Genomic DNA, 21,919 nt, shown 5'->3' with positions numbered 1-21,919 from the left:
GCTAAAGCGATTGATTGTAAATGAGGGTAGAATCGGTTTCCGCTTGCTTTAAACCGGCAAACCTTAAACGGGTTTCCGCCTCTACTTCGCAGGCAAGAAAATCTGCATGCAGCCATTTTTCCCATTTCAAGCTAATCAGGTAGGCCACCGTTCCACAGACCAGTCCGATAATGGTAGAGGTAAAGGCGGTCAGCATGTTACCGGACATGGCCGCCATGTCGCCACTGGAAAGGGAAGACAGCGCCTGACCCATAGGAATCAGCGTACCTACCAAGCCGATGGATGGCCCCGTTTTGATTAAAAAACGAATGTTATCCAAACGGCTGTTCTGCTTTTTTTCCCAAGAGCGAACCAGTTCGGTCAACTGTATATCAGCATAGGGGCTATCGGTTAGTAAAGCTGTTATTTCGCCTTCGTGCTGAGCGAAAAATGTATGAACAGCTTCCCTGGGTTTTCGTACGCGCATCAACCAGGTGCGAAAAAAGGCCCCAATACTGATCAATGTCCAGACTACCATGGCAAAAAGTGCCAATAAAACCGGGGCATGCAGAAGCTCTGTGAGCTGAAAGAGAAAACGATCAATAAATTCGGTCATTTTTTTTAGTTTTTTGTTTTACAATTGATAAGTTATTCCGGCAAAGACACTCCTTCCCGGAGCATAGTAATAACTTGTTGGAGAGGTATAACTTCCGTAATAGCGTTTATCAAACAGGTTGGTCACATTGACGTTGAGTGTCAACGGTCCGATCGCCTTACCGAACTTGATGTCGAAAACCGTAACAGCAGGCATGGTTTTTTCCGGCGTGTTTTCCAGATCACCATAATAAGTTCCCGTATGTCTGCCCCACAGGCTCAAATGAAACAGTTGGACGCGATCAAATATGAATGCCCCGCTCACATTGTGGGACGGGTTATCACTCATGTCATTTCCTTCGTATTCCGGATTGGTTTCATACCGTTTTATCTCCGATGAATTATAGAAGTAGCTAGCCTGTACCGAAAAGTCTGAAGTTAAGCGGTAACGGGCAAAGCTTTCCGCTCCCCATAGATTCACTTTTCCAATGTTGATATATTGCCGTACCGGCAGGCCCTTAACATCTAGGTAAGCCGGAACTTCATTGGCATCAATCAGCACTGCCGCAAGAAAATCACTGTATTGGGAAGTATACAATGTACCGGAAAGCTCCAGTTTATCCGATAGTTGAAAATCCACACCAATATCATAGGAATACCGCATCCGCTCGGGCTTCAAGCGTGGGTTTCCCAAACGGAAAGACGAGCCCAAGGGGGCGGCATTGTACATATAGAAACTACTTGGTGCGCGGAATCCGGTAGCGTACACCGCCCTTAGGCGCAGGTTATGCAGCAGATCGTAACTGATTCCCACTTTGGGATTGACGATGTCAGAACTAGCGTTATCGTAAGCGATGGCTATATCATTGCCAGACATATTGTCAAAGAATTTCCCGTTTCGGTTAGCCCAATGGTCATACCTTAGTCCTATGTTAGCATGGAGGCGATCTGTAATATCCAAATCGTCATTAACGAAGAAAGAAACGAAATCCTGTCTGCCGGTAAAATCCTGAATACCTTGTTCGTAGTAATATTTACGGGATACTACTTCGGTAAATCGGATGTCCGCTCCCACCGTAACCACATTTGCTCCCCAGGTACGATGTACCTTGGCGATCAGTCCGTAGGTGTCCAATGGCACTCGTGAATCGTAATAACGCTCATCAAAGGCATTGCTTTCCTGATTCCATTTAATGGCGTTCGACTCACGATCCTGCACATTATAGTAGACAAGTACATCCGGAGCGTATACAGCTGCTGGATTGGTGTAACGCAACTGATAGTTTCCCCCGACACTACGATCATCGTAAATGGTGGTAGTACCCGATAAAGGCTGTTGCAGATTGTAATCCGCTATGGCCGTAAGGGTTCCTGCAGAGGGGAAATGATAAGCTACTTTGGCATTCACATTGAGCAGTTTCATGCTCGGCTTTACATAATAATTCTTCCAGAGGCTGTCGGCCATATAGGCATAACCATCCGTTTTCTTGTATTCTGCAAATACTATTGCCCCCCACCGATCGGAAAACTGCTTGCCTGCCTTAACACTTGCCTGATAGGTATTCATCGAACCGTAGCGAAAATCTGCACCAAGGGTAGGCTTATCCGAAGGGCTTTGCGTAACGAGATTGATGGTACCTCCCATGGAATTAGAACCATAAATCGAAGAGCCCGGTCCCCTTACCACTTCTATGCGTTCAATGCTATTACCTGCCAAGCTATTCCATTCGGAAACTCCTCCCGTATAGGCGTCGTTGATGGGCACCCCATCTTTCAGTATCAGGGTTCTATTTGCCGATCCGGTTCCACGCATGATGACGCTCGTATGTGTTCCGGTAGTTGTTAAACCCCGAGAGCGGTCGACTGAAACACCTGGCAAATAGGCCAATGCCTCGTCTATCGTTTGGATCTGTCGAAGTTCCGGGGCTCCCTTTTGTAAAACAGAAACACTGGATGCAATTTTTCTAAGCTCAATTGGCTTGGCAGAGGCCGTGACCGAAATAACGTCCAACATATTGACTTTGGGTTGAAGAACCCAATGATAAGAGGATGCGGAAATGGAATCGACATCAACTTCCACAGATTGATAGTTGATATGCCGTAAGGTAAAGGACTTGATCTGCGACAAAGAGATAGAAAAGTTGCCCTTGCTGTTGGAAGAAGCTACAGTCCCTTTCCCGCGAATTTCGACCGTAACACTGGAGATTGGCTTTTTTGTAGAATCGGTCACGAATCCGGTCAGGTCCGAAGGTTTGGCATTTTGAGCAGATACAGGTAGATGAAAAACAACTAATAGAAAAAAAATAACAACGGATAAGAATTGTGCAAACCGTTTGGAACAGTTTGTAAAATATTCAGAATACTTCATGAAAATCAGCTATAATGTGTCGTAAATATCGGACGGATATAATTATGCAACTATGTGTATTTAAAAACGAATTAAAGGCATGAATAGGAAGCAATTGCTTTAACGATCGATCATAGCGAGCACTTACAAACCATTATAATTCGCACCTCGGCCTACCAAACCTCGGCGACCGACGATTGAAAGTATGCCAGCTATTTCTCCGGCTTCTATTAATTTGATTTTATGTAAATCAAAGGTGTCAAAACGATGCCTAGATGAATGGTTTAATCAATATGTATGAAAAATTGCTTAATAACGGCTAGGGGGGCCGCGTAGGTAAAGGGCGTCACAACATCTAAAATAGCGAAGATCTACTGGCAATATATTGAATGCATCCGCTACTGGAGGTACAAGAAAGGTGAAAAGCAATTCACAGAACTCGCCGCTCCCCAGCAAGTGAAAGGTACAGATCTTACACTCCTCCTGATGTTGGTAAATTTTGATACCGTGTTTGTCGCTGCTCGCCAAACAGCCTGCATGTTCATGAAAAACTTTTGCCACATGAACAATCAGCACTAATGCCAGCAATATATGGGCAATAATTTTCTTATGCGTGATATTCTTTAAAACAAACACATATCAAAGATAAACCCATTCCTACAAATATGCAACTATATTGCATTTTAATTTAGAAACATGTATGATTTAGTGTATTGGCAGTGTAATAACCTGTACCAATTTTTCTACAGGAAACAAGGTAATTTTATCAACTACTTTTTATAGCCTGACGGGCCTCTGTGTCTGTCTGATCCCTGGGACAAGTAGTTCAATTTCATCTCAACCATTGGCATCTTCAATTGTTGAAATTAAAGGACAACATTTTCTAACATCTTATGGAAAAAAGGGAAAAAAAGAAGTTAATGCCCAGGGCATTTCAGATATTGAAGGCTTCAATCAACGGGTTTATGGAGCATAATGTTACGAAAATGAGTGGTTCCTTAGCCTATTATACCGTATTTTCGATGGCGCCCTTATTGGTACTCGTTATCGCCTTGTGCGGCTTCTTTTTAGGGAGGGAAGCGGCCGAGAATCAAATATACGGCCAGTTGAGTACTTTTCTTGACAAGAATACGGCCTTGCAGATACAGGAAGTGATAAAGAACGCGAACATCAATGGCAGCAGTACCACGGCCATTGTTATAGGTGCCGTAACATTATTGATAGGGGCCACCACGGTTTTTGCCGATATTCAGGACTCCATTAATCACATTTGGGGCATCAAACCCAAACCGAAAAAAGGATGGTTAAAAATGCTTCAGAACAGATTCCTGTCCTTTTCGGTGATTATAAGCTTAAGCTTCATTTTATTGGTATCTCTGCTTATAACGACCTTTTTGGACAGCTTCAGTGATCGACTGAGCGTTCGATATGAGAATGTTTCTATTGTATTCTTTTATATATTAAACCAGGTCATAACGCTTGCTGTTATCTGGTTTATCTTTGCGGTGATTTTCAAGGTGCTTCCGGATGCCCGTATACGATGGAAAGATGTACTTACAGGCGCTTTTGTTACTGCAATCCTGTTTATTTTGGGGAAATTTGCCATCTCGTTCTACATTGGCCGGAGCGGAGCAGGAGACGCCTTTGGTTCTGCTCGTTCTCTTGTAATTTTACTGCTATGGACGTATTATTCGGCTATGATCCTTTATTTCGGTGCAGAATTCACCAAAGCTTATGTGATAGCATATGGTTCCGAAATCAGACCGAACACCTACGCCGTTACCACGAAGGAAGTTGAAATAGAAACCGGAAAGGCATCCGTACAAGAGAGTGATGAGAAAGCAAAGCAGGTTCTGAAAGGATTGTAGCACACGAGTGTTACAGCGAAAATCGGTTGCATTTCATGAAAGTTCTCACTTTTTAACAATTGGCGTTATTCTTTTATACAATCAATCCGACATAAAATCCTTGCATTAAGCGCAGCCGTATATACCCTTAATGTTATTTGTAGGAAAATACCGGCGCAGCCTGGTCATTTTAAAAGAAAGTGTTGCCGAATGTTGCTCGCCCAACAAGGGCTGGCTGCCGTTGGCTGCTTGCATTTTTCTGATCGTTCTTGTTCTATCCGTATTGGCAAAAATTGATCAGCAAAAACTACCCATGGAAGAGAACGAGCTGACCGGCTTAACTATCCTAAAAAGGCTCGAAAATGATTTGGCGAAGGAAAACGCGGTGATTCATCAATTCGATAGCAAAATAGTTGCTTTGCTGGACAGTATAGAAGCGACCAAATTGTTAGTAAAGCACACACAAACGAAAAAGTTTAGCAAGTTATGGCGAAGCAAACTGCAAACGATTAAAAATTACACTGAAATTCCTATATCCCAATTTAATCAAATCCCAACTTTTCCGACAGACAACCGTTCTTTAGACAGTTTGATTATTTCTTACAACCAATTGCACACCGAAAGAGCGAAAACCCAAGCAGCAGATTCGGAAAGCGGAGTATCCTTAAGCCAAACGCTTATACAAGTTCGGTTAGCGATTCTGACATCATTAGATTCCATGCTAAGACTAAGTCCTCCCGGGCATAACTACCCCTTATCATCCTCTTTGATAAATCGGTTAAATAGCTTATTAAAATCTCGGGATGAAGCGGCCAAACGATACGAACTCATGCTACACCGATATCAGTCGTCTTTTGACCAACTACCAAAACAGCTTGTCACATCCATTGAGCTAACAGAAGCTAAACCTTTAAAACCATTAACGAATCGAAATCTTTCCCGATCACCTTTCCGGTTCGCTGTTATTTCATTTTTGCTCTCGTTACTAATAAGTCTTCTCATTATTTATTACAAAAAATATCGCTTTCCATTCGTATTGAGAACTGCGGATTTAACGAGCAACGACCAGGCCCATTTTCACGTCTGGACGGACATCGATTCCAAAAGGAATCTCCTCAATCTAATAAAAAACAACTCCTTGTCTGCCGGAACCATCGTCAATATTACTGCCCTGACGTATTCGAGCTACCCGAAAGAATTACAAGAAAATTTAATCGAGCCGCTACTGAAGACTGGCGTGCGTGTGGTACTTATACACCTTGCGCCCATGGGAGATGAACTCGAAGTCTATAAAGATCGAAAATTCTTACAAGATTATGTGCTGGATCCTTCTGTACACATCGAAGAAATAGTACATCGTGATAGGGCTTTGCCACTTGACCACATTTTTTTCAGTCCCCCATCCTTAAAGGCGAAACAGGAAAATTCACTTTTAGTCTCCGATGATTCATATTGGTTCCTACAGCGCAGTCTACTCAGCGAACGTTTCAAGTTTCTTCTACAGGTGCTCAAAAATGATCATTACTATGTATTGATCCTACAGCCGCCCCCCATTGATCCGGTATATTTTCCATTGTACTTATCATGCAGCGATATGTATCTAAATATTTTTAAGTATAACGCCTGTAATAGGCGATCCGCCGAAAAAATAGCTAGGCAAGGTGCCGGTCAGGATAAAAAGACAATCAATATACTCGATAAATCCACTATATATAAACAATTAAATCAAAGAAAGCATGAAAAAAACAGCCATTAATTTAGGTTTGGCCGCCCTATTTTCAGCGGCCACCATCTCAACCTATTCGTTTGCAAATGGTAATCTGATAAAAAAGGAGATAACGAAATCTGTTAAAGCCAAGGAATCTTTTAACAACATTGAATTCGGTTTTGACAAAGCGACTATTTCAAGAGATTTTGAAGCCGAACTGGACGAACTGGTAGCAGTAGCAAAAGAAAATGGTTACGCCATTAAACTCAGCGGACATGCCGATGCTATAGGTGAATATGTTTACAACTGGAAATTATCTAAATCGCGTGCAGACCAGGTTAAAAATTATTTAGTAAACAAGGGGGTAAGCGCTTCTAAAATTGCCTCCACCGAGTTCGGCGATACCAAACCCATTGCTTCCAACGCCACCTCGGAGGGCCGGAAAAAAAATCGTCGGGTAGAGATCGAAATAGTTGATTGAATCTTTTTGAGAAAGAGCAGGTCACGTTTAAGTGGCCTGCTTTTTTTATGCTTTACGTCAGATTTTACCGGCAACCACCATTTGATCTAAGCTAGGTATTTCAGCCCCGCCCTCCTTTTCGATGGTAATGGCAAACATTTCAGCTCGCTGCACCGTTTTCATCTGCTGCACCGCCTCTAAACTTCCTTGATTGAAAACACCTGCACTTACCGGTTTTCCGTCAATAATGGCCCATAACTGATATTGTTTTCCTTTCGGTAGTACCGCTAATTGATTAGGCGCCAAATAAACTTCTTTTGTAGTCGTGTTCCAATAGATAGCAGCCGCTCTTCCTTCATGGCCCGGCACCCCCTGTAGATCCAGTTTCCGTATGCCCGGTTTAGCCACAATTGCAAGCTGTTGCCGGAGTGTATCTGCCCGATCTCGATATTGCGTGAGCTCAGCGTTTAAAGATCGCTGTTGGGTGGCCATTAGTAGGATTTCCGTTTTGAGTTTATTAACGGTATAAAGATGGTAGATAGCTCCCAATATCAATAATATGATTGCTGCTGCAGCGACAAAGACGGCTGTAGAGCTTCGGCGTTGCCTGCTATCGTGGATGGGTATAATCTCCGATGTTGACGATGCAATTGAGTCCGATTGGGTATCTCGATCGCTTAATAAACCTTCTTGCTGCAAGGTTTGTAATATGCGGTTCTTACTCTCTGCAGGCGGGGTGGAAGCATTGGCTTGAGCGAAGCGTTCCATTCCTTCCTGAGCTTCCAACAAAGCTTGCTTTATTTCCGGATATTGTATACATAGGTTCTCCAGCTCACGAGCTTCTGCTTCGCTGGCAATACCGAGCGCGTACATCTCAATAATTCCTGACGATATGTATGCCTTTATATCCAATTTAATTCAATATTTGTCGTAATTGTGCCAGTGCTAACCTTGCTCTTGACTTTACCGTTCCCAACGGTATGTCCAATTCTTTTGCTATTTCTTCTTGTGTATATCCTTGGTAATACGCCAATTCGATAATAATTCTGTGCTCATCCTTCAATTTATCCAACACATTGCTCAGGCCCAAGTGATCGACCTTCGTATGCGTTTCATTTCCTCTTACATGCGTGCCGGGTTCCAAGCTGTCGGTATGCTGTTCTTTCTTTCTCATCCCCGATCGCAAATAATCAATGGCTACATGACGCATGATGTTGAGCATCCAGGTAAACAACTTTCCTTTGCCTACATCATACTGTTCAATATTCTTCCATACTTTTACAAAGCCCTCCTGCAATATATCGGTTACCTCTTCGCCCTCCCCTACTATACGCTGAATAACCCCGTAAAAAGCGGCAGCATAGCTATCATACAGGTAACTGTACGCTTGCTGATCCCTGCGCTTTAGGAGGGCTACCAACTCTTCTTCTGTATAGACGGATTTTGTTGACAAAGATAATCAGATAAAAATCTAGTAAATATAGTTAACTTTTTCACTTTACAACATGTTCCTCTATGCAATTGTTTTGGTCGTCGTCTCGAAACGATATACGGTAAAATTCGTAGATAGGATTTATAAACTTCATATTGTGCTGTATTTGTGCATTACGCCCATTAAGATTAGCATCGCCATAGTCGCTGATGGATGAGTTTCGTAACTTTTTTAATACAGGGATCTTGTGGTCAACCAAAATTTACCTCATTTCGTATATATAAAATATGGTGGAGCTAGATTTTTGGTAGCTATCGGAAAAGTTACAAGTATTATGAAAAAGACAGTTGTGATCCTTGAGGACGATACAGATATTAGAGAAATAATAGAATATATTTTGCGAAAAGAAGGGATGGAAGTGAAGAGTTATAATAAGGCTAAGAGTTTTTGGGCGGAGGAACACAGCGACGCCAGTTTATTCTTGCTGGATATCCGTTTGCCCGACGGTAACGGATTAGAAATATGTTGCGACCTTCGATCTCGACAAGAGACGGCAGGTATCCCTATTGTTATGATGTCCGCTCATACCGATCGCATTCTTAATAGCGATTGTATACCCGCCGATTTTATTAGAAAGCCGTTTGAAATCGACGATCTGGTGAGTCGAATAAAGCACCTTATACGTTAACCAGGATCATTATGCAGCCAAATCTACAGCGAGTGCCGGTAAATATAATGCTATTTTCTCACGGCCATAGAGATCAGTATGCCCGATAAAGCGATTAAGTTTAAGGTCGGCTTTACTTACCTTGAACTGGAAGAGAAGGAAGTATCGAAAGGGAAAGTAAGATACCGGATACGATTATCGGAGAAAAAAGGTAACGATGTCCTTACCTTGGAAGCAAACATCATGTTACATCATGTAAAGCAACTACATCTATTTACCGGAAATATACTGCAAGAAAGGCAAGAGGAGATTAGCACACAGGAGCGGTTAGTAGCCCGACGAATGGAACGGCTTGAACAGCTCTATCGTGAATCGGAAAGCCTAGGTTTTTTCACACTGGAAACCATTGAGCAATTAAGTGCATTGGGTATTCCGGTTATTTCCTTCTTGGCGGCAGAACTGAGAATGTCCGCTCAAGAGCTTAAAGATTACTTGGCACTGAATAACCTGCCTTTCATTTTTTTTAAAAATTTATACCAAAAAGGAAAAGAAATTATTGATTCCAATATATGAGACCAATGACAAGCCAAAATCACGCTATATGCTTCCGAATGGTGTCCACGAAATCCGTAATATTGAATGGCTTGCATATAAAATCGTCAGCGATAAATTCACCGGCCTTCGCTAAATTATAATGCGCAGACATCATGATAACGGGAATATGGCGAGTCCGACTATCCTGTTTTAACTGATTACATATATCCATTCCGTTACCATCGGGTAACTTGACGTCGAGTAGAAAAAGGTCGGCATCCATGTCCGATATCTCATTTAAAAATGCGGTGGCACTGGCGTAGCTCTGTACTTCGAAGCGCTCTCTAAGTAAGATCAAAGCGATAACCCGACGGATATCAGGATCATCTTCCAGCACCATAATTTTGGTTCCCATATATGCCAATTCTGTTTTAGATCTATTAGCAACTCAATCGTACATCTGCAATAGGCGACCGCATTGCCATAAGCCTATTTTGAATCCCAAATATATGCATCCTTTTTAGCGCGACAATAATATATGGTGCTTTTTTTCAGAATCAAACTATAGATAAAATTTATCAAGAAATCGAATATTATTCAGTTTTGACTATTAGCGGCATTTAGCGTATAATAGCACTCATTTCAAAAAATTATTAATCTTGTCATTTAAGGGATACATTTGTATACTAAAGATGACGTTATGACTAAGATACAATCGCAAAAAAAATTAAAGCATGAGCAGGTACAGTATATCGAGTTTCTCTCAACTGATATTAATCGAGCCAAAAAATTTTACACAGATAGTTTCCGTTGGAAATTTACGGATTACGGACCGGGATACACCGCTTTCGAAGGCGACTATGTTGATGGCGGCTTTACTTCCGGCGAGCCAATTAACGGAAGTATTTTAATCGTTCTTTATTCGGAAGATATTGAAACAAGCAAGCGTAAGGTGATAAGTGCCGGAGGTGTTCTTGTGAAGGATATCTTTAACTTTCCAGGGGGTAAGCGCTTTCATCACGGACCCCGATGGTTACGAGCTAGCGGTGTGGTCAGAATAATCCTATTTAAGCGAGTTTGTTCGAAAATCTGCGTATCATTCGTTTTCTCAATGTATCACTTTTTATTATAAAAGGTTTTTAAGGCGAAGATATTGCAGTAATATAATCGTTTTGCCGTCCTTAATTTCGCCGGTTTCCATCATACGGAGGGCATCGTCAAAAAAGAGTTCCAATACTTCAATGTTTTCTCCTTCGTATTCCAAGCCACCTCCAGCTGTGATTTTCATTTCATTCGTGTATTCTGCTATAAAAAAATATAGCATCTCCGTTACGGAGCCCGGCGACATGTAAGCCTCCAATACTTTGGTGATATTTGTAACCTTATAGCCCGTTTCCTCTTCCGTTTCTCGGCGTATACAATCTATTGCATTATCCTTATCCAATAAACCTGCACAGGCTTCAATTAACATGCCGGTTTCGTTGCCGTTTATAAAGGTTGGTAATCGAAACTGCCGAGTTAGAATGATCGTTTTTTGCTCTTTATTATAGAGTAAAATGGTGGCACCATTTCCTCTATCGTAAGCTTCTCTTGTCTGAACCTGTTTTTTCCCGTCGCCTTTTAGGTACTCGTAGGTAATTTTCTTCAAAATATACCAATTATCAGACAAGATTTCTGTCTTTAGGATTTTCACATTACTCTGCATCGGGAACATCTTCGATATGATAGTAGATCTTTAATCCTCTTTCTTTTGCAATTCGCACATCTTCATCTGCGCCTTTGGATGCCCCTTCTATCCGAAGTACGGCATCACATTTTTCAAGTAGGCGATGAGCCACCGGATATTGCACCTCCTCCCATGCTTCGTCGCCCGGTTTTGTAGAGCCTGCAAGATGGATAAGAGGGAGTGCGACCCATTCGCCAATGATAGGGACATGGCCTTTTCTAAAGAGTGGTAAAGCGACCGATTCAAGTTTATTTAAATTTTGCCGCATTAAGTTTACATCATCGTTAGTTCCGCTTCGGTAAGGACCTGCAATAAGTATGAACATAGTTTTTTATTTTGTTACAAAAAAACTGAACGGACGTAAGAAAAAAAATAATGTAGTTTAAGAAATCCTTTTTGTTCTTTTATTTCTTCGCAGCATACTCAAAAATTCCGGTGTGATACCTAGGTAGGAAGCAATCTGCTTTTGTTTAACCTGTTTTACTATCTCGGGATACTTGCTTAAGAAAAGATTATATCGTTCATTAGCCGGGAGCGAGAGGTTTTGAATAACGCGAAGCTGTTCTCTGATGTATGCATTCTGCATTATTATTCTGAAAAACCTTTCGAACTTTGGAATTTTGATGTACAATTTATCCAGATCGGCTTTTAACAATTGCAGCACAACGCTATCTTCTATTGCTTCAATATTGAGCATGGCGGGCTGTTCATTTACGAAACAAAACATATCGGTAACCCACCAATCTGTGATAGCAAACATAATGGTTGATTCTTTCCCAGTTTTATCTCTGTAGTATGCTCGCAAAGCACCCGATTTAACGAAGCTGATCTCTTTACATACCTGCCCGTCTTTTAAGATCATGGCTCTTTTGGAAACTTTCTTTTCTTTCAGGAGCGAGGTAAAGTAGGAAATTTCATCCGTATCCAGTGAAATGTGTTTGTTTATGTTTTTCAAGACTACATCGTAGGCCATGGGCGCGTCTCTTAAAATGAAAGCACAATATCTAAATTATTTTTCATTGTTCTCAAGAAGACCTAAAATTAGTAAGGTTCCAAACGATCTTTGTAACAGTGCTTCAGGGATGATATCGATTTCGTATTGATGGTATCTGATGGTAATTTCTTCGGAAGTATGATTCAGGTAATGACGGAATGGTAAGCGTATCGGTGATTATGTGGTCCGATCTAATGGAATCGGACCACATGAAATAAGTCCGCAGGGTCCTATTTTTTTGTTTTTGCTGAGGCTACGGCTTCGCGAAGTGACTTACCGGGTCTAAATTTAGGGACCTTGGTAGCCTTTATTTTAATGACGGCTCCAGTGTTGGGGTTACGTCCACTACGGGCGGCACGCTGGCCCACTGTAAAGGTTCCGAAGCCTATCAACGACACGCTCTCGCCTTTTTTCAAGGTTGTAGTAACCGAATTAGTGATACTGCTCAGCGCTTTTTCTGCCTGAACTTTTGTAATGCCCGCATCTGCGGCAATCTTTGTGATAAGATCAGCTTTGTTCATTGTAATAGAGTTAAGTTTACAAATCGGCAAACCAATAGACCTAATACCCATTGGTTTTATATGCCATAAATATAACTTTTTTATCTACTGTCTCCAAAAGATATATTAGCTAGCGAGCGTCTTTTGTTGAATTATCTATGATATTTTCAATATTATGCAGGTTGTTGATACGCATTATCGAAATTTTGAAACGCATTGCCTTTGTGGATAAAATCGATTTTCCTTTTTTTGTATAAACCCATTATAAATGATTCACATGCGCAGCTGCCTAATTATTAGCCTCCTCTTAGTCTATTATACAAACACGTTGTTGGCTCAAACACCAACCGTAAGCCGCCAAAAATTCGACAAAAAAGCCGGCGCGGATTTAAACTACCGCAATGATATATTGGAAATAAAATGGCCTGCCGGGGATAACCGCTATGGCCAGGTTGAACTTAATATGCAAGCAGGGAAACCCTTGTTCAGTCGTATTTTGCTGACGAAAGGCAAAGTGAGCAAACTTATCTCATCGAATCTGGATCCATCTTTTCTTCTGACTATCGGTAAACGGGATTTAGTCTCGCAGAATGGCTGGAATATCTTTTTTGATAAAGTTCCCCAAAAGCCTTATAACACGCATGAAGTAAAACTAGAAAAATCCGACGCGACGGTGGAAACCATCGGTAGTCGCACCGTAGTAAAAATCTCTTCGCTTAAGGCCGATCGCTTTAGCGGCGACCTTGAGATTACTTTTTATAATGGCAGCCCGCTTTTTAATGTTGCCGCTGTCATGTCTACAAATGCAGATTCTTCTGCCATTGTTTATGACGCCGGTTTGGTAAGTCGTGAGCCGGAATGGAAAAGTATATCCTGGATTAACACAGCGGATAGCCTGCAAACTACGGATATGATTGCTACGGATACTTCCAAAAACGTGGCGGTTAAATATCGCAGCATTGCCGCAAAGGGAAAAGAGGGTATTTTGACGCTGTTTCCTGCTCCACATCAATACTTTTATCCATTGGATGAGGCCTTCAACTTGAAATTTACCTGGTATGGAAACAACTATCGGAAAATGGTTGATGGATATGGCATCGGAATCCGACAAGACCTACAGGGAGATAAGCGATTTGTTCCCTGGTTCAATGCTCCTCCGGGGACCAAACAGCGCCTGAACTTTTTTTGCATGTTGAGTACGGAAGATGAAGACAATGCCTTCGCTGCCATAAAAAAATTCACGCACAATGATGCCTATGTAAAACTTCCCGGATATAAAACCATGTCCAGCCATTTTCATAATGAATTCATCATGAATGTTGTACTGGCAAACAAACCCATTCCGGAAGTCCCTGACTTTGTCACCGTGTTTAAACGAATGGGAGTTGACATGGTGCACTTAGCAGAGTTTCACTATACCGCGCACCCTAAAGGACCTGATGAACAACGGTTAAAAGAGCTGCATGCTCTTTTTGAACAATGTAAACGCTTATCAGATGATCGCTTTCTTCTGCTCCCCGGCGAAGAGCCCAATGAGTTCTTTGGAGGCCACTGGCTTGCTCTCTTCCCCAAACCGGTTTATTGGATTATGTCTCGTGAAAACGGAGCGGCCTATTCAGAAAACCACCCTTCCTATGGGAAAATATACCATATTGGAGACAAGAAAGACATGTTGAAGCTTCTCGAGCAAGAGCAGGGCCTTGCATGGACCGCTCATGCACGCACTAAAGGTTCGGTAAACACACCCGATCTTTATAAAAATGAGGACTTTTTTAAATCGGATCGCTTTATGGGTGCCGCCTGGAAGCCTATGCCCGCCGATTTATCTTCGCCAAGATTAGGCAAACGCGTGCTTGATTTAATGGATGATATGAATAACTGGGGCTTAAAAAAAACCGTTATTGCTGAAGCCGATCTTTTTACGATAACGCCCGCAAACGAGATGTATGCTCACATGAATGTGAATTATTTGATGCTCGACTCGCTACCTAAGTTTACCGATAGTTGGGATCCCATACTCAACAGTATGCAAAAGGGCCGATTTTTCACTACAACCGGCGAGGTATTGATGCCACGCTTAACCATCAACGGTAAACATTCGGGTGAAACTATAACGCTCGATAATTCAGGAATGGCCACCATTGAACTGGCACTAAATTGGACTTTTCCCATGAATTTTGTAGAAGTTATCTCCGGCGATGGACAGCAGGTATACCGGGAAAGGATCGACTTAACTAAAACAGAAGCCTTTGGTTCGCAGGTGCTCCGGTTTAAGACCAAGCTTGAGAAACGCGCATGGGTACGCCTTGAAGCTTGGGATGTTGCCGCTAATGGAGCCTTTAGCCAGTCGTTTTACATAGCGGAGTAATCCGGTAAATGACGGCAGTTTCATCGGGCGCTCCCTATAAATTTATAGTTAAAACTCACTCGCCGTAAGCCTTTCTGTCCGATGAGCAGAACGCATTTTCTAAAGAACGGGAGATTATTACCTGTGTAGACATCTTTACTTAACAGCTCTCCATCGTCGATTGCCCCTGACCGGTATTGCTTGCCCATTGGCAATGCAGTTGGCATCATCCCCTCTTTCCATTTTGAAACTTTCTTTTTTTACTCATCACACTAAAGAAAAAAATGCGGTACGTAAATCCAAGTTCCCCTTATTATCGTAAGTCTCTTTAAACAATTGCAAACGCTAAATAAATTATCTATGAATGATTATTATTTAAAGGAAAAAGAAACTTTGTATAGTACAGAGAACTTAACTACTTCGTCATTAAAAAGACGTTCCTTTTTGAAATATGCCAGCGCCAGTATGGCCGTTACAGCAATAGCCGTTACAGGCTGTAACAAAGACGATGATGACTTCCCGGGAATGGATGAAGGTGTGTATTTGGGAAAAGGAGATATTGCCATTTTAAACTATGCTTATGCATTAGAACAATTAGAGGCAGCTTTTTATACGAAGGTTGCGGAAACACCTTATAGTGGTATTTCGGAGCTGGAAAAAAATTTACTGACCGACATCCGCGACCATGAAATTGCGCATCGCGAGTTTTTCAAAGCGGCTTTGCAAGCGAACGCTATTCAGGATTTAGAAGTTGATTTTTCATCCATTAACTTTGGCAGTAGGGATAGTGTACTGGCCACAGCGAAAGTGTTCGAAGACCTGGGTGTATCGGCTTACAATGGAGCAGGACAATTGATTGAGAAAGGAGAATATTTACTATTGGCAGGCAAAATCGTCTCGGTGGAGGCAAGGCACGCTGCCTTAATTCGTGATCTAATTCAAAACGGAAGTTTTGCAGGTAGCGATGTAGTGGATATGAATGGGCTTGAAAAATCGTTAAGCCCGACAAAGGTATTAACAGCTGCCGCCCCTTTTATTAAAACAAAAATAAACGCAAGAGATTTACCCACTTATTAACTTGACTATTATGAATCTTTTTGAAATAATTAAGCAAATTGAAAATGTGGATGCTGAAATCCACGAGCGATTGAATCCACGTCGGGCCGCGATCAGAGCCCTCAGCACTTTCAGTGCAAAGGTAGCATTGGCGGGTATACCGCTGGCAGTGAGTACCATGTTTAAAAAAGCATATGGACAAACAATTCCACAGAAAATAGTAGACGTTCTAAATTTTGCCTTAACCCTTGAGTATTTAGAAGCCGAATTTTACACGAAGGGCCTTGCTGCCGGCGGATTAATCCCTAATGCAACGGCCAGAGGTGCTATAACGGTTATCAAAGACCATGAAGACCAGCATGTAGCATTTCTTAAAAGCGCGTTAGGGTCAGCCGCAGTGTCAAAACCGACATTCGATTTTACTGCCGGTGGTGCGTTTTCCGATGTGTTTACAAATTATGATACATTTCTCGCTGTTGCCAACGCCTTCGAGGATACGGGTGTAAGGGCTTATAAGGGTCAAGCAGGTAATTTAATGGAAAACGATGATATTCTTCGTTACGCTTTAAATATACATTCGGTGGAGGCCAGGCATGCATCGCATATCAGACAAATGCGCAGAGCGAGAGGGGGTGCTGCAGCAAATCTCAAGCCATGGATCACCGGGGCTAACGACACAGGCGTTGGTGCGGTGGATCCGATTTATGCGGGCGAAGACAATAAAGTACAGGCAGGTGCCGATATTACGACATTGAATGGTGTGGGAGGAAAAATCAGTATAAACGCTGCAACGGAAGCTTTTGACGAAGCTCTTTCAAAAGAAGCGGTGCTTCAAATTGCCGGGCTTTTTATTGTGAATTAACCTTAAACAAAGGGGATGTTATGTGTAGAGGGGGAAGTGTCCAAAAGGGCACTTCTTCTTTCTTTTACTTCAGTGCTTTTTCATAATTTCAATATCGAAAAAGTCATGATCGTTCATTAGCGCCCGAAGGTTGGAACTGCTTATTTATTCAACGGTCTCCTGTGGAAAAAATTGAAATAGACGGACAAAATTGCGACTAGGCCAAAACATACGCCTGTTGTTATATCTATGAATTCAGCATTTGTACTGCGATCGAAAAGTTTGTCGCACACATACTTAATAAATGAATTGGGCAAGTTACGTTCGCCCAACTTATCCTTCACCTGCCATTGCCAATCTGTTATGGGACAATAGCCAAATCCGAACCAGAACCCTAACACCAACCATGAGCATGCCGTTAAACACACCATATAAAAGTGAAGTTTCCGCGTTACTTCCCATATCCAACCGAAGAGATTAAAAACTATTATTAAGATGTGGATGATTGTAAAAAGCAGATCAAGTAGATGGAACAGATTACTTTGCATAAGCAGGAAGGCGTTGAAGTGCCCTTGAACTGCAAAGCCCCCAAAAAGTCAGACGCTTTATGGGGGACTTTATCACACTATTTTTTCTCTGCAATTTTTTGGATATGATCTAAGTGCGTGCGCAGCACGGGGAGTGTTTTATCAATAAACTGCTTCATCTCCGGATCCTGCACCCTGTTGGAAGCTTCTTCAAAAAGTGTCACATCTTTTTTGTGATCCGCCAACATTTCTTCCACATAAGCTTTATCGAAATCGGCACCTGTCTTTGCGGAGATTTCCTGCATCTTCTTTTGCTTCTCCTCTGCAGGCGCTGCGGGAAGCGCAATGTTCTTCTTTGCAGCGAGCGCCTTTAACTCTTCATTGGCTTTTGAATGATCTTTCACCATCATAGCCCCAAACTCCTTAACTTTTGCGTCCGACGCTTTCTGCTCGGCTAGTTTCCCCAATTCTACCTCAGCAAGACCACCGCTTGCCGCTTCGGTAGCAAATTTCGCATCCTCTGTTTGCGCGGCAGTCGTATCGGTGGACATTGTCGACGTGTCTGCCATGGATTCGTTAATACTGTCGGCGGTTTCTTTTGCATCCTTGTTGGAAGCATTACCGCAACTACTAAGGGCCAGTATAATACCGGCCGCCCATAAAATTAACCTATTTTTCATAAGATAGCTATTTGTTTACACTAGAACAGTGTGTACAGGGAAAATGTTCTGGATTTTTTACTAGTTTTGATACGGGATTTCAAAGAAAAAAGTTGCACCCTGTCCCGGAACGCTTTCTACGCCTAGTATGCCATTATGTTTTTTAATAATTTCGGAGACAATATATAGACCGAGTCCAATGCCTGATATATTGTCGTTTCCCTTATTAGTTACCCGAAAAAAACGATTAAATATTTTTGACTGGTCTTCAGCCGCAATACCAACTCCGTAATCTTGTACACTTACTTTGACGCCGTAGCCTACATCTATCGCTTTTATATGTACTGCCTTACCTTCAGGAGAATACTTAACCGCATTTGAAATTAAATTAGTCAGCACTTGATTGATCCGATTTTTATCTGCGATCAGGTGCGGAATCTTCTCTTTATGAAAAATCAGTTTGTGATCGATACTGATGGGCTGTAAATCTTGAATACAGTCATCGATCAATTCATTCAAGTCTATATCGCCTAGTTGCAGCATCAAGTGCCCGCCGGAAATATTAGAAGTATCAAGCAACAGGTACACAAGGTTTGTTAACCGATCTACCTGCTTGCTTAGTTTATTGATAAAAGAAGCAGGTGTATCGTCTGTCGTACTTTTTTTTAATAACTGAGTATAAGCCTTTATACTAGTAAGCGGTGTCTTTAATTCATGGCTAGCCACACCTATAAAATCGTCTTTCATTTTCTCGACTGCTTTTTGTCTGGTAACATCGACTGACACTACCACCGCAGACTCCGGCTTCCCATCCGAATTAAAAATTGGTGATACGTGATTATTGACCCAAATCAAGGATCCATTTTTACAAATTAGTCTTTTCTCAATCTCATAAGGAGTACCCTCTGCTACCATTCTACTGAAGAGAAGATTATTGCGTTCCAAATCTTCAGGATACATCAAATCAAGCACCGTTAATTTCATCATTTCTGAAGGACTATAACCCAGCATTTTGCAAAACTGATCATTTGTAAAAACAACTTCGCCTCGAAAATTCAGCCGAAGGATTCCTACGATGCTTTGATTAACGATTGCCCGATAACTCTCTTCCGATTTTCGCAGCGCCTCCTCTGCCCGTAGTCTTTCATATCGATTCCAAAAGCGATTTGCCAATTCGTTGCCCAGTTTAATTTCAGTATCTAGCCATTTACGGGGTTTACTATCGTACAGATTAACCATACACAGCCACCGGCCGTTACGGATCAGCGGAATGCTGATGAAAGAGGCAATACCGCGCATGGCATATCGTTCAAAGCCGGGATGGGCTGAGCCTTTTAAATCTTCTACAATAAAGTTTTTGCCTGCTCGCATGGCCTGTTCCCAACCAGGCGAAATATAGTCTGCAATAGCATACACACCTTTTATCGAATGAAAGCCCTTTCTATGCCACTCATGTACAACGGTTGCCTGTTGCTCTGACTGGTCAATTTCTGCAAATGCACAAAAGCCGAGGTTTAAGTAATTCCCCAATCTTTCACAAAAGATTGCAAGGGCTACCTCCGCACTATCGGCACGGGAAAGTTGCTCTCCCATACCGGCAAGCTCGGCCAAATCCAAATCTTCACGCCTTTGAGCGGTGATATCTTTAAAAAGGATGGCCACCTGATTGTCTGCCGGTTCTCCCACTCGAAAGGCGTATACGTCGTAAATGCGATCCAATTGACTTGCGACCATTTGGAAGCGCTCCGGTTTGCCGGTCAATGCGATGCGACCATAGACTTCAAACCACAGGTTTTCATGCAATGGAGCGATATCTCGCATTCGTCGCCCTTCAGCATCGACAATTCCTGTCAGTTGCTCGAATGGTTCATTAACTTCTATGAATCGATAGTCGACCGGACGCTCTTGGCGATCAAAAATCACTTCAATTATGCAAAAGCCCTCATCTATGGAATTAAAAAGATTATAGTAGGTTTCGTCCGATAATTTGAACCGCCTTTGGGTTGATAAGCTACTTGATGTAGCGTTGCCACGACGCACAGATGAGTGCCCCTGCCTACTTCGGTCTTCAGATTTGCCGTATGTGCCATGCTCCGTTTTCTCTTTATCTTCCATAATAAGTATAGCCGGTAATTTTCAGGTAGAGCCCTCAAAATTAACTCGTAGCTAAATGTTCTTATACAACAATTCAAGCAAGCTAATGTTCTTTTGTCCTCAACTAAATAAACTTAAAGACGAAATTGACGGACGCCTTCATGAGGCTTCGGATTTAGCCATAAATGTTTCCGGCACAACGAAATTTAATAGTCTCACCTAGGCGTTTCGTCCGCTATTTGTGCATTTCGTAGAAAATAAAAGGAAGAACGAATCACCGAAACTATTTTTGACTGTTAACATTTTTCAATATGGATAAAAAGACGAAAAACATTGCCTGGATCATTGCTATCGCTATGATCATCGCCGTACTCTATACGGAGTCCTCTTGCCAATCCGGCCTTAGTAAGAATCATTTTGACAACAATGACACCCATACCCTAGACGGTTCTTTTACTGATAAATATTGGGTGCTCACTGATTTTAAAGCCGAGCCGGGGATCGATTGGGATATAGATGGCGAAATCGAGACGGATATTTTGGCAAAGCTTGATCCCTGTGATAAAGACGATGCCATTATATTCCGTAACGACAATAAAATATACCGACATCTTGGAAGTGACAAATGTGACGAAGAGGAGGAGGTCGAAAAAGAAAACGGCACCTGGAAATATATGCCTTCCACGAAAGAACTGACGATGACCGATGATCAACAAAAGGCACGGGTTTATGTTGTGGCCGCAACGAATGCGAACACCCTGGTACTTCACCATTATTTAGATGGCAGTGACGGACGCCATCTTCTAACCGCTACGTATAAAATCAAATAATCAGACTTTTGACATTGGGAAGGTAATTCCTTCCCACGCTCAATTCCACCCCATTATCCAATACGATAAAGGTTCTATGAATATCTTTATACAGCTCACGCACATGAGCCAAGTTGATAATTACCGACCGATGTATACGAAGAAACAGAGCAGGATCAAAGTGTTGAAGAATGGCGCCTATGCCAACGGAACTTATGTAAGTGTTAGCAGTAGTATATATCTCGGTATAGTCGCGATCAGCCTTCATGTAAACAATATCTACGACTCGGAGATTCACAAAGCGCCTTCTACTTTCTACCATCACATGGTCGGGATATTTTCCGTTACGCGATGAAAAATGCGAGACAAGATTTGGGAGGAGCTTAGGTATCGGTCCGATTCTGGTTATGGCGTCGTTGAACCGATCTTTGGTATAGGGTTTTAATAAATAGTCGATAGCATTTATCTCAAAGGCTTGGATAGCATATTGATCAAACGCCGTTGTAAAAATAACCTTCGGCACATGTTCCACCCGTTGCAGAACTTCAAAGCCATTTAATCCAGGCATTTGGATGTCCAGGAAAACCAGTTCTGGTTCCAACATATTAATATATTTTACCGCTTCGATACCATTATGGCATTCGCCCGCTAGCGAAAATCCGGCATGTTCTTTTAGGTATTGCTTAATGAGCAGCCTCGCATGCTCTTCGTCATCGACGATCAAAACAGATTGTTTGGACATAAAACCTAATGTATTATGTTAACATCAAATTTAGCATAATTTTCTACAAGCGGTAG

General features: G+C 42.0%; 23 protein-coding genes. 10 read left to right on the top strand and 13 right to left on the bottom strand.

Features of this window, described 5'->3' with window-relative positions; all coding sequences use genetic code 11:
• Nucleotide 1: 1 nt before the first annotated feature.
• Together E0E36_RS12700 and E0E36_RS12695 are read right to left on the bottom strand one after the other, a co-directional pair.
• On the bottom strand, nt 2–595 hold the full coding sequence (locus E0E36_RS12700) for a MotA/TolQ/ExbB proton channel family protein (RefSeq protein WP_130856272.1): 594 nt from the start codon (nt 593–595) through the stop codon (nt 2–4).
• A gap of 18 nt (nt 596–613) precedes the next feature.
• Entirely contained in the window at nt 614–2,941 is a 2,328-nt protein-coding gene (locus E0E36_RS12695) for a TonB-dependent receptor (protein ID WP_130856271.1), read from the bottom strand.
• Nucleotides 2,942–3,813: 872 nt separating this feature from the next.
• On the opposite strand from E0E36_RS12695, the gene E0E36_RS12690 reads away from it, so the two are divergent.
• The 3 genes from E0E36_RS12690 to E0E36_RS12680 all read left to right on the top strand — a co-directional run bounded on the left by E0E36_RS12690 (nt 3,814) and on the right by E0E36_RS12680 (nt 6,956).
• Nucleotides 3,814–4,788 carry a YihY/virulence factor BrkB family protein gene (locus E0E36_RS12690; RefSeq protein ID WP_130856270.1) on the top strand — a complete coding sequence of 325 codons (975 nt, stop codon included), beginning with the start codon at nt 3,814–3,816 and terminating at the stop codon, nt 4,786–4,788.
• A 130-nt stretch (nt 4,789–4,918) separates the two neighbouring features.
• Nucleotides 4,919–6,523 (top strand): hypothetical protein, encoded by a 1,605-nt coding sequence (locus tag E0E36_RS12685; protein WP_130856269.1) that lies wholly within the window; start codon nt 4,919–4,921, stop codon nt 6,521–6,523.
• Nucleotides 6,504–6,956, top strand: a complete 453-nt coding sequence (locus E0E36_RS12680) for an OmpA family protein (RefSeq protein WP_130856268.1) — start codon at nt 6,504–6,506, stop codon at nt 6,954–6,956. The genes E0E36_RS12685 and E0E36_RS12680 overlap by 20 nt, the downstream gene beginning before the upstream one ends.
• Before the next feature lie 57 nt (nt 6,957–7,013).
• On the opposite strand, the gene E0E36_RS12675 is transcribed toward E0E36_RS12680, so the two are convergent.
• Both E0E36_RS12675 and E0E36_RS12670 read right to left on the bottom strand, forming a co-directional pair.
• A complete protein-coding gene (locus E0E36_RS12675; protein ID WP_130856267.1) occupies nt 7,014–7,847 on the bottom strand; it encodes an anti-sigma factor in 834 nt (277 codons plus the stop codon).
• 1 nt (nt 7,848) lies between these two features.
• Nucleotides 7,849–8,388: an RNA polymerase sigma factor gene (locus tag E0E36_RS12670; protein ID WP_130856266.1), complete on the bottom strand. Its 540-nt coding sequence runs from the start codon at nt 8,386–8,388 to the stop codon at nt 7,849–7,851.
• A gap of 313 nt (nt 8,389–8,701) precedes the next feature.
• Here E0E36_RS12670 and E0E36_RS12665 point away from each other — a divergent pair, with 313 nt between their 5' ends.
• Nucleotides 8,702–9,055, top strand: coding sequence for a response regulator transcription factor (locus tag E0E36_RS12665; RefSeq protein ID WP_130856265.1), 354 nt, complete (start codon nt 8,702–8,704; stop codon nt 9,053–9,055).
• 78 nt (nt 9,056–9,133) lie between these two features.
• A complete protein-coding gene (locus E0E36_RS12660) occupies nt 9,134–9,607 on the top strand; it encodes a hypothetical protein (protein ID WP_130856264.1) in 474 nt (157 codons plus the stop codon).
• A 19-nt stretch (nt 9,608–9,626) separates the two neighbouring features.
• Here the strand turns inward: E0E36_RS12660 and E0E36_RS12655 are convergent, their stop codons facing one another.
• Entirely contained in the window at nt 9,627–9,983 is a 357-nt protein-coding gene (locus tag E0E36_RS12655) for a response regulator transcription factor (protein WP_130856263.1), read from the bottom strand.
• 285 nt (nt 9,984–10,268) lie between these two features.
• Here E0E36_RS12655 and E0E36_RS12650 point away from each other — a divergent pair, with 285 nt between their 5' ends.
• Complete coding sequence (locus E0E36_RS12650) at nt 10,269–10,700, top strand: VOC family protein (RefSeq protein ID WP_242627201.1); 432 nt, start codon at nt 10,269–10,271, stop codon at nt 10,698–10,700.
• On the opposite strand, the gene nudK is transcribed toward E0E36_RS12650, so the two are convergent.
• The 4 genes from nudK to E0E36_RS12630 all read right to left on the bottom strand — a co-directional run bounded on the left by nudK (nt 10,695) and on the right by E0E36_RS12630 (nt 12,809).
• Nucleotides 10,695–11,273 carry a GDP-mannose pyrophosphatase NudK gene (gene nudK, locus E0E36_RS12645; RefSeq protein WP_130856262.1) on the bottom strand — a complete coding sequence of 193 codons (579 nt, stop codon included), beginning with the start codon at nt 11,271–11,273 and terminating at the stop codon, nt 10,695–10,697. The genes E0E36_RS12650 and nudK overlap by 6 nt on opposite strands.
• On the bottom strand, nt 11,263–11,619 hold the full coding sequence (locus E0E36_RS12640; protein ID WP_130856261.1) for a DUF4406 domain-containing protein: 357 nt from the start codon (nt 11,617–11,619) through the stop codon (nt 11,263–11,265). The genes nudK and E0E36_RS12640 overlap by 11 nt, the downstream gene beginning before the upstream one ends.
• 57 nt (nt 11,620–11,676) lie before the next feature.
• A complete protein-coding gene (locus tag E0E36_RS12635) occupies nt 11,677–12,267 on the bottom strand; it encodes a Crp/Fnr family transcriptional regulator (RefSeq protein ID WP_130856260.1) in 591 nt (196 codons plus the stop codon).
• A 251-nt stretch (nt 12,268–12,518) separates the two neighbouring features.
• Complete coding sequence (locus E0E36_RS12630; protein WP_041387273.1) at nt 12,519–12,809, bottom strand: HU family DNA-binding protein; 291 nt, start codon at nt 12,807–12,809, stop codon at nt 12,519–12,521.
• 247 nt (nt 12,810–13,056) lie between these two features.
• Between E0E36_RS12630 and E0E36_RS12625 the strand changes: the two genes are divergently transcribed.
• The 3 genes from E0E36_RS12625 to E0E36_RS12615 all read left to right on the top strand — a co-directional run bounded on the left by E0E36_RS12625 (nt 13,057) and on the right by E0E36_RS12615 (nt 17,053).
• Complete coding sequence (locus tag E0E36_RS12625) at nt 13,057–15,156, top strand: CehA/McbA family metallohydrolase domain-containing protein (protein WP_242627199.1); 2,100 nt, start codon at nt 13,057–13,059, stop codon at nt 15,154–15,156.
• 339 nt (nt 15,157–15,495) lie between these two features.
• Nucleotides 15,496–16,212: a ferritin-like domain-containing protein gene (locus E0E36_RS12620; RefSeq protein ID WP_130856259.1), complete on the top strand. Its 717-nt coding sequence runs from the start codon at nt 15,496–15,498 to the stop codon at nt 16,210–16,212.
• A 10-nt stretch (nt 16,213–16,222) separates the two neighbouring features.
• On the top strand, nt 16,223–17,053 hold the full coding sequence (locus E0E36_RS12615) for a ferritin-like domain-containing protein (protein ID WP_130856258.1): 831 nt from the start codon (nt 16,223–16,225) through the stop codon (nt 17,051–17,053).
• A gap of 140 nt (nt 17,054–17,193) precedes the next feature.
• On the opposite strand, the gene E0E36_RS12610 is transcribed toward E0E36_RS12615, so the two are convergent.
• From E0E36_RS12610 to E0E36_RS12600, 3 genes are all read right to left on the bottom strand, one after another.
• Nucleotides 17,194–17,580 (bottom strand): DUF2784 domain-containing protein, encoded by a 387-nt coding sequence (locus tag E0E36_RS12610; RefSeq protein WP_130856257.1) that lies wholly within the window; start codon nt 17,578–17,580, stop codon nt 17,194–17,196.
• Nucleotides 17,581–17,657: 77 nt separating this feature from the next.
• Nucleotides 17,658–18,239: a DUF4142 domain-containing protein gene (locus E0E36_RS12605; RefSeq protein WP_130856256.1), complete on the bottom strand. Its 582-nt coding sequence runs from the start codon at nt 18,237–18,239 to the stop codon at nt 17,658–17,660.
• Nucleotides 18,240–18,299: 60 nt separating this feature from the next.
• Nucleotides 18,300–20,333 (bottom strand): PAS domain S-box protein, encoded by a 2,034-nt coding sequence (locus E0E36_RS12600; RefSeq protein WP_130856255.1) that lies wholly within the window; start codon nt 20,331–20,333, stop codon nt 18,300–18,302.
• Between the two features lie 290 nt (nt 20,334–20,623).
• Here E0E36_RS12600 and E0E36_RS12595 point away from each other — a divergent pair, with 290 nt between their 5' ends.
• Nucleotides 20,624–21,142 carry a lipocalin-like domain-containing protein gene (locus E0E36_RS12595; protein WP_130856254.1) on the top strand — a complete coding sequence of 173 codons (519 nt, stop codon included), beginning with the start codon at nt 20,624–20,626 and terminating at the stop codon, nt 21,140–21,142.
• Here the strand turns inward: E0E36_RS12595 and E0E36_RS12590 are convergent.
• Nucleotides 21,135–21,863, bottom strand: a complete 729-nt coding sequence (locus E0E36_RS12590; RefSeq protein WP_130856253.1) for a LytR/AlgR family response regulator transcription factor — start codon at nt 21,861–21,863, stop codon at nt 21,135–21,137. The two genes, E0E36_RS12595 and E0E36_RS12590, sit on opposite strands and share 8 nt — an antisense overlap.
• Nucleotides 21,864–21,919 lie beyond the last annotated feature (56 nt).

This window comes from Olivibacter jilunii (genome assembly GCF_900607235.1).
Classification (GTDB): domain Bacteria; phylum Bacteroidota; class Bacteroidia; order Sphingobacteriales; family Sphingobacteriaceae; genus Olivibacter; species Olivibacter oleidegradans.
The sequence above is the reverse complement of the archived record's forward strand: the minus strand, read 5'-3'. Positions and strand labels throughout refer to the sequence as shown.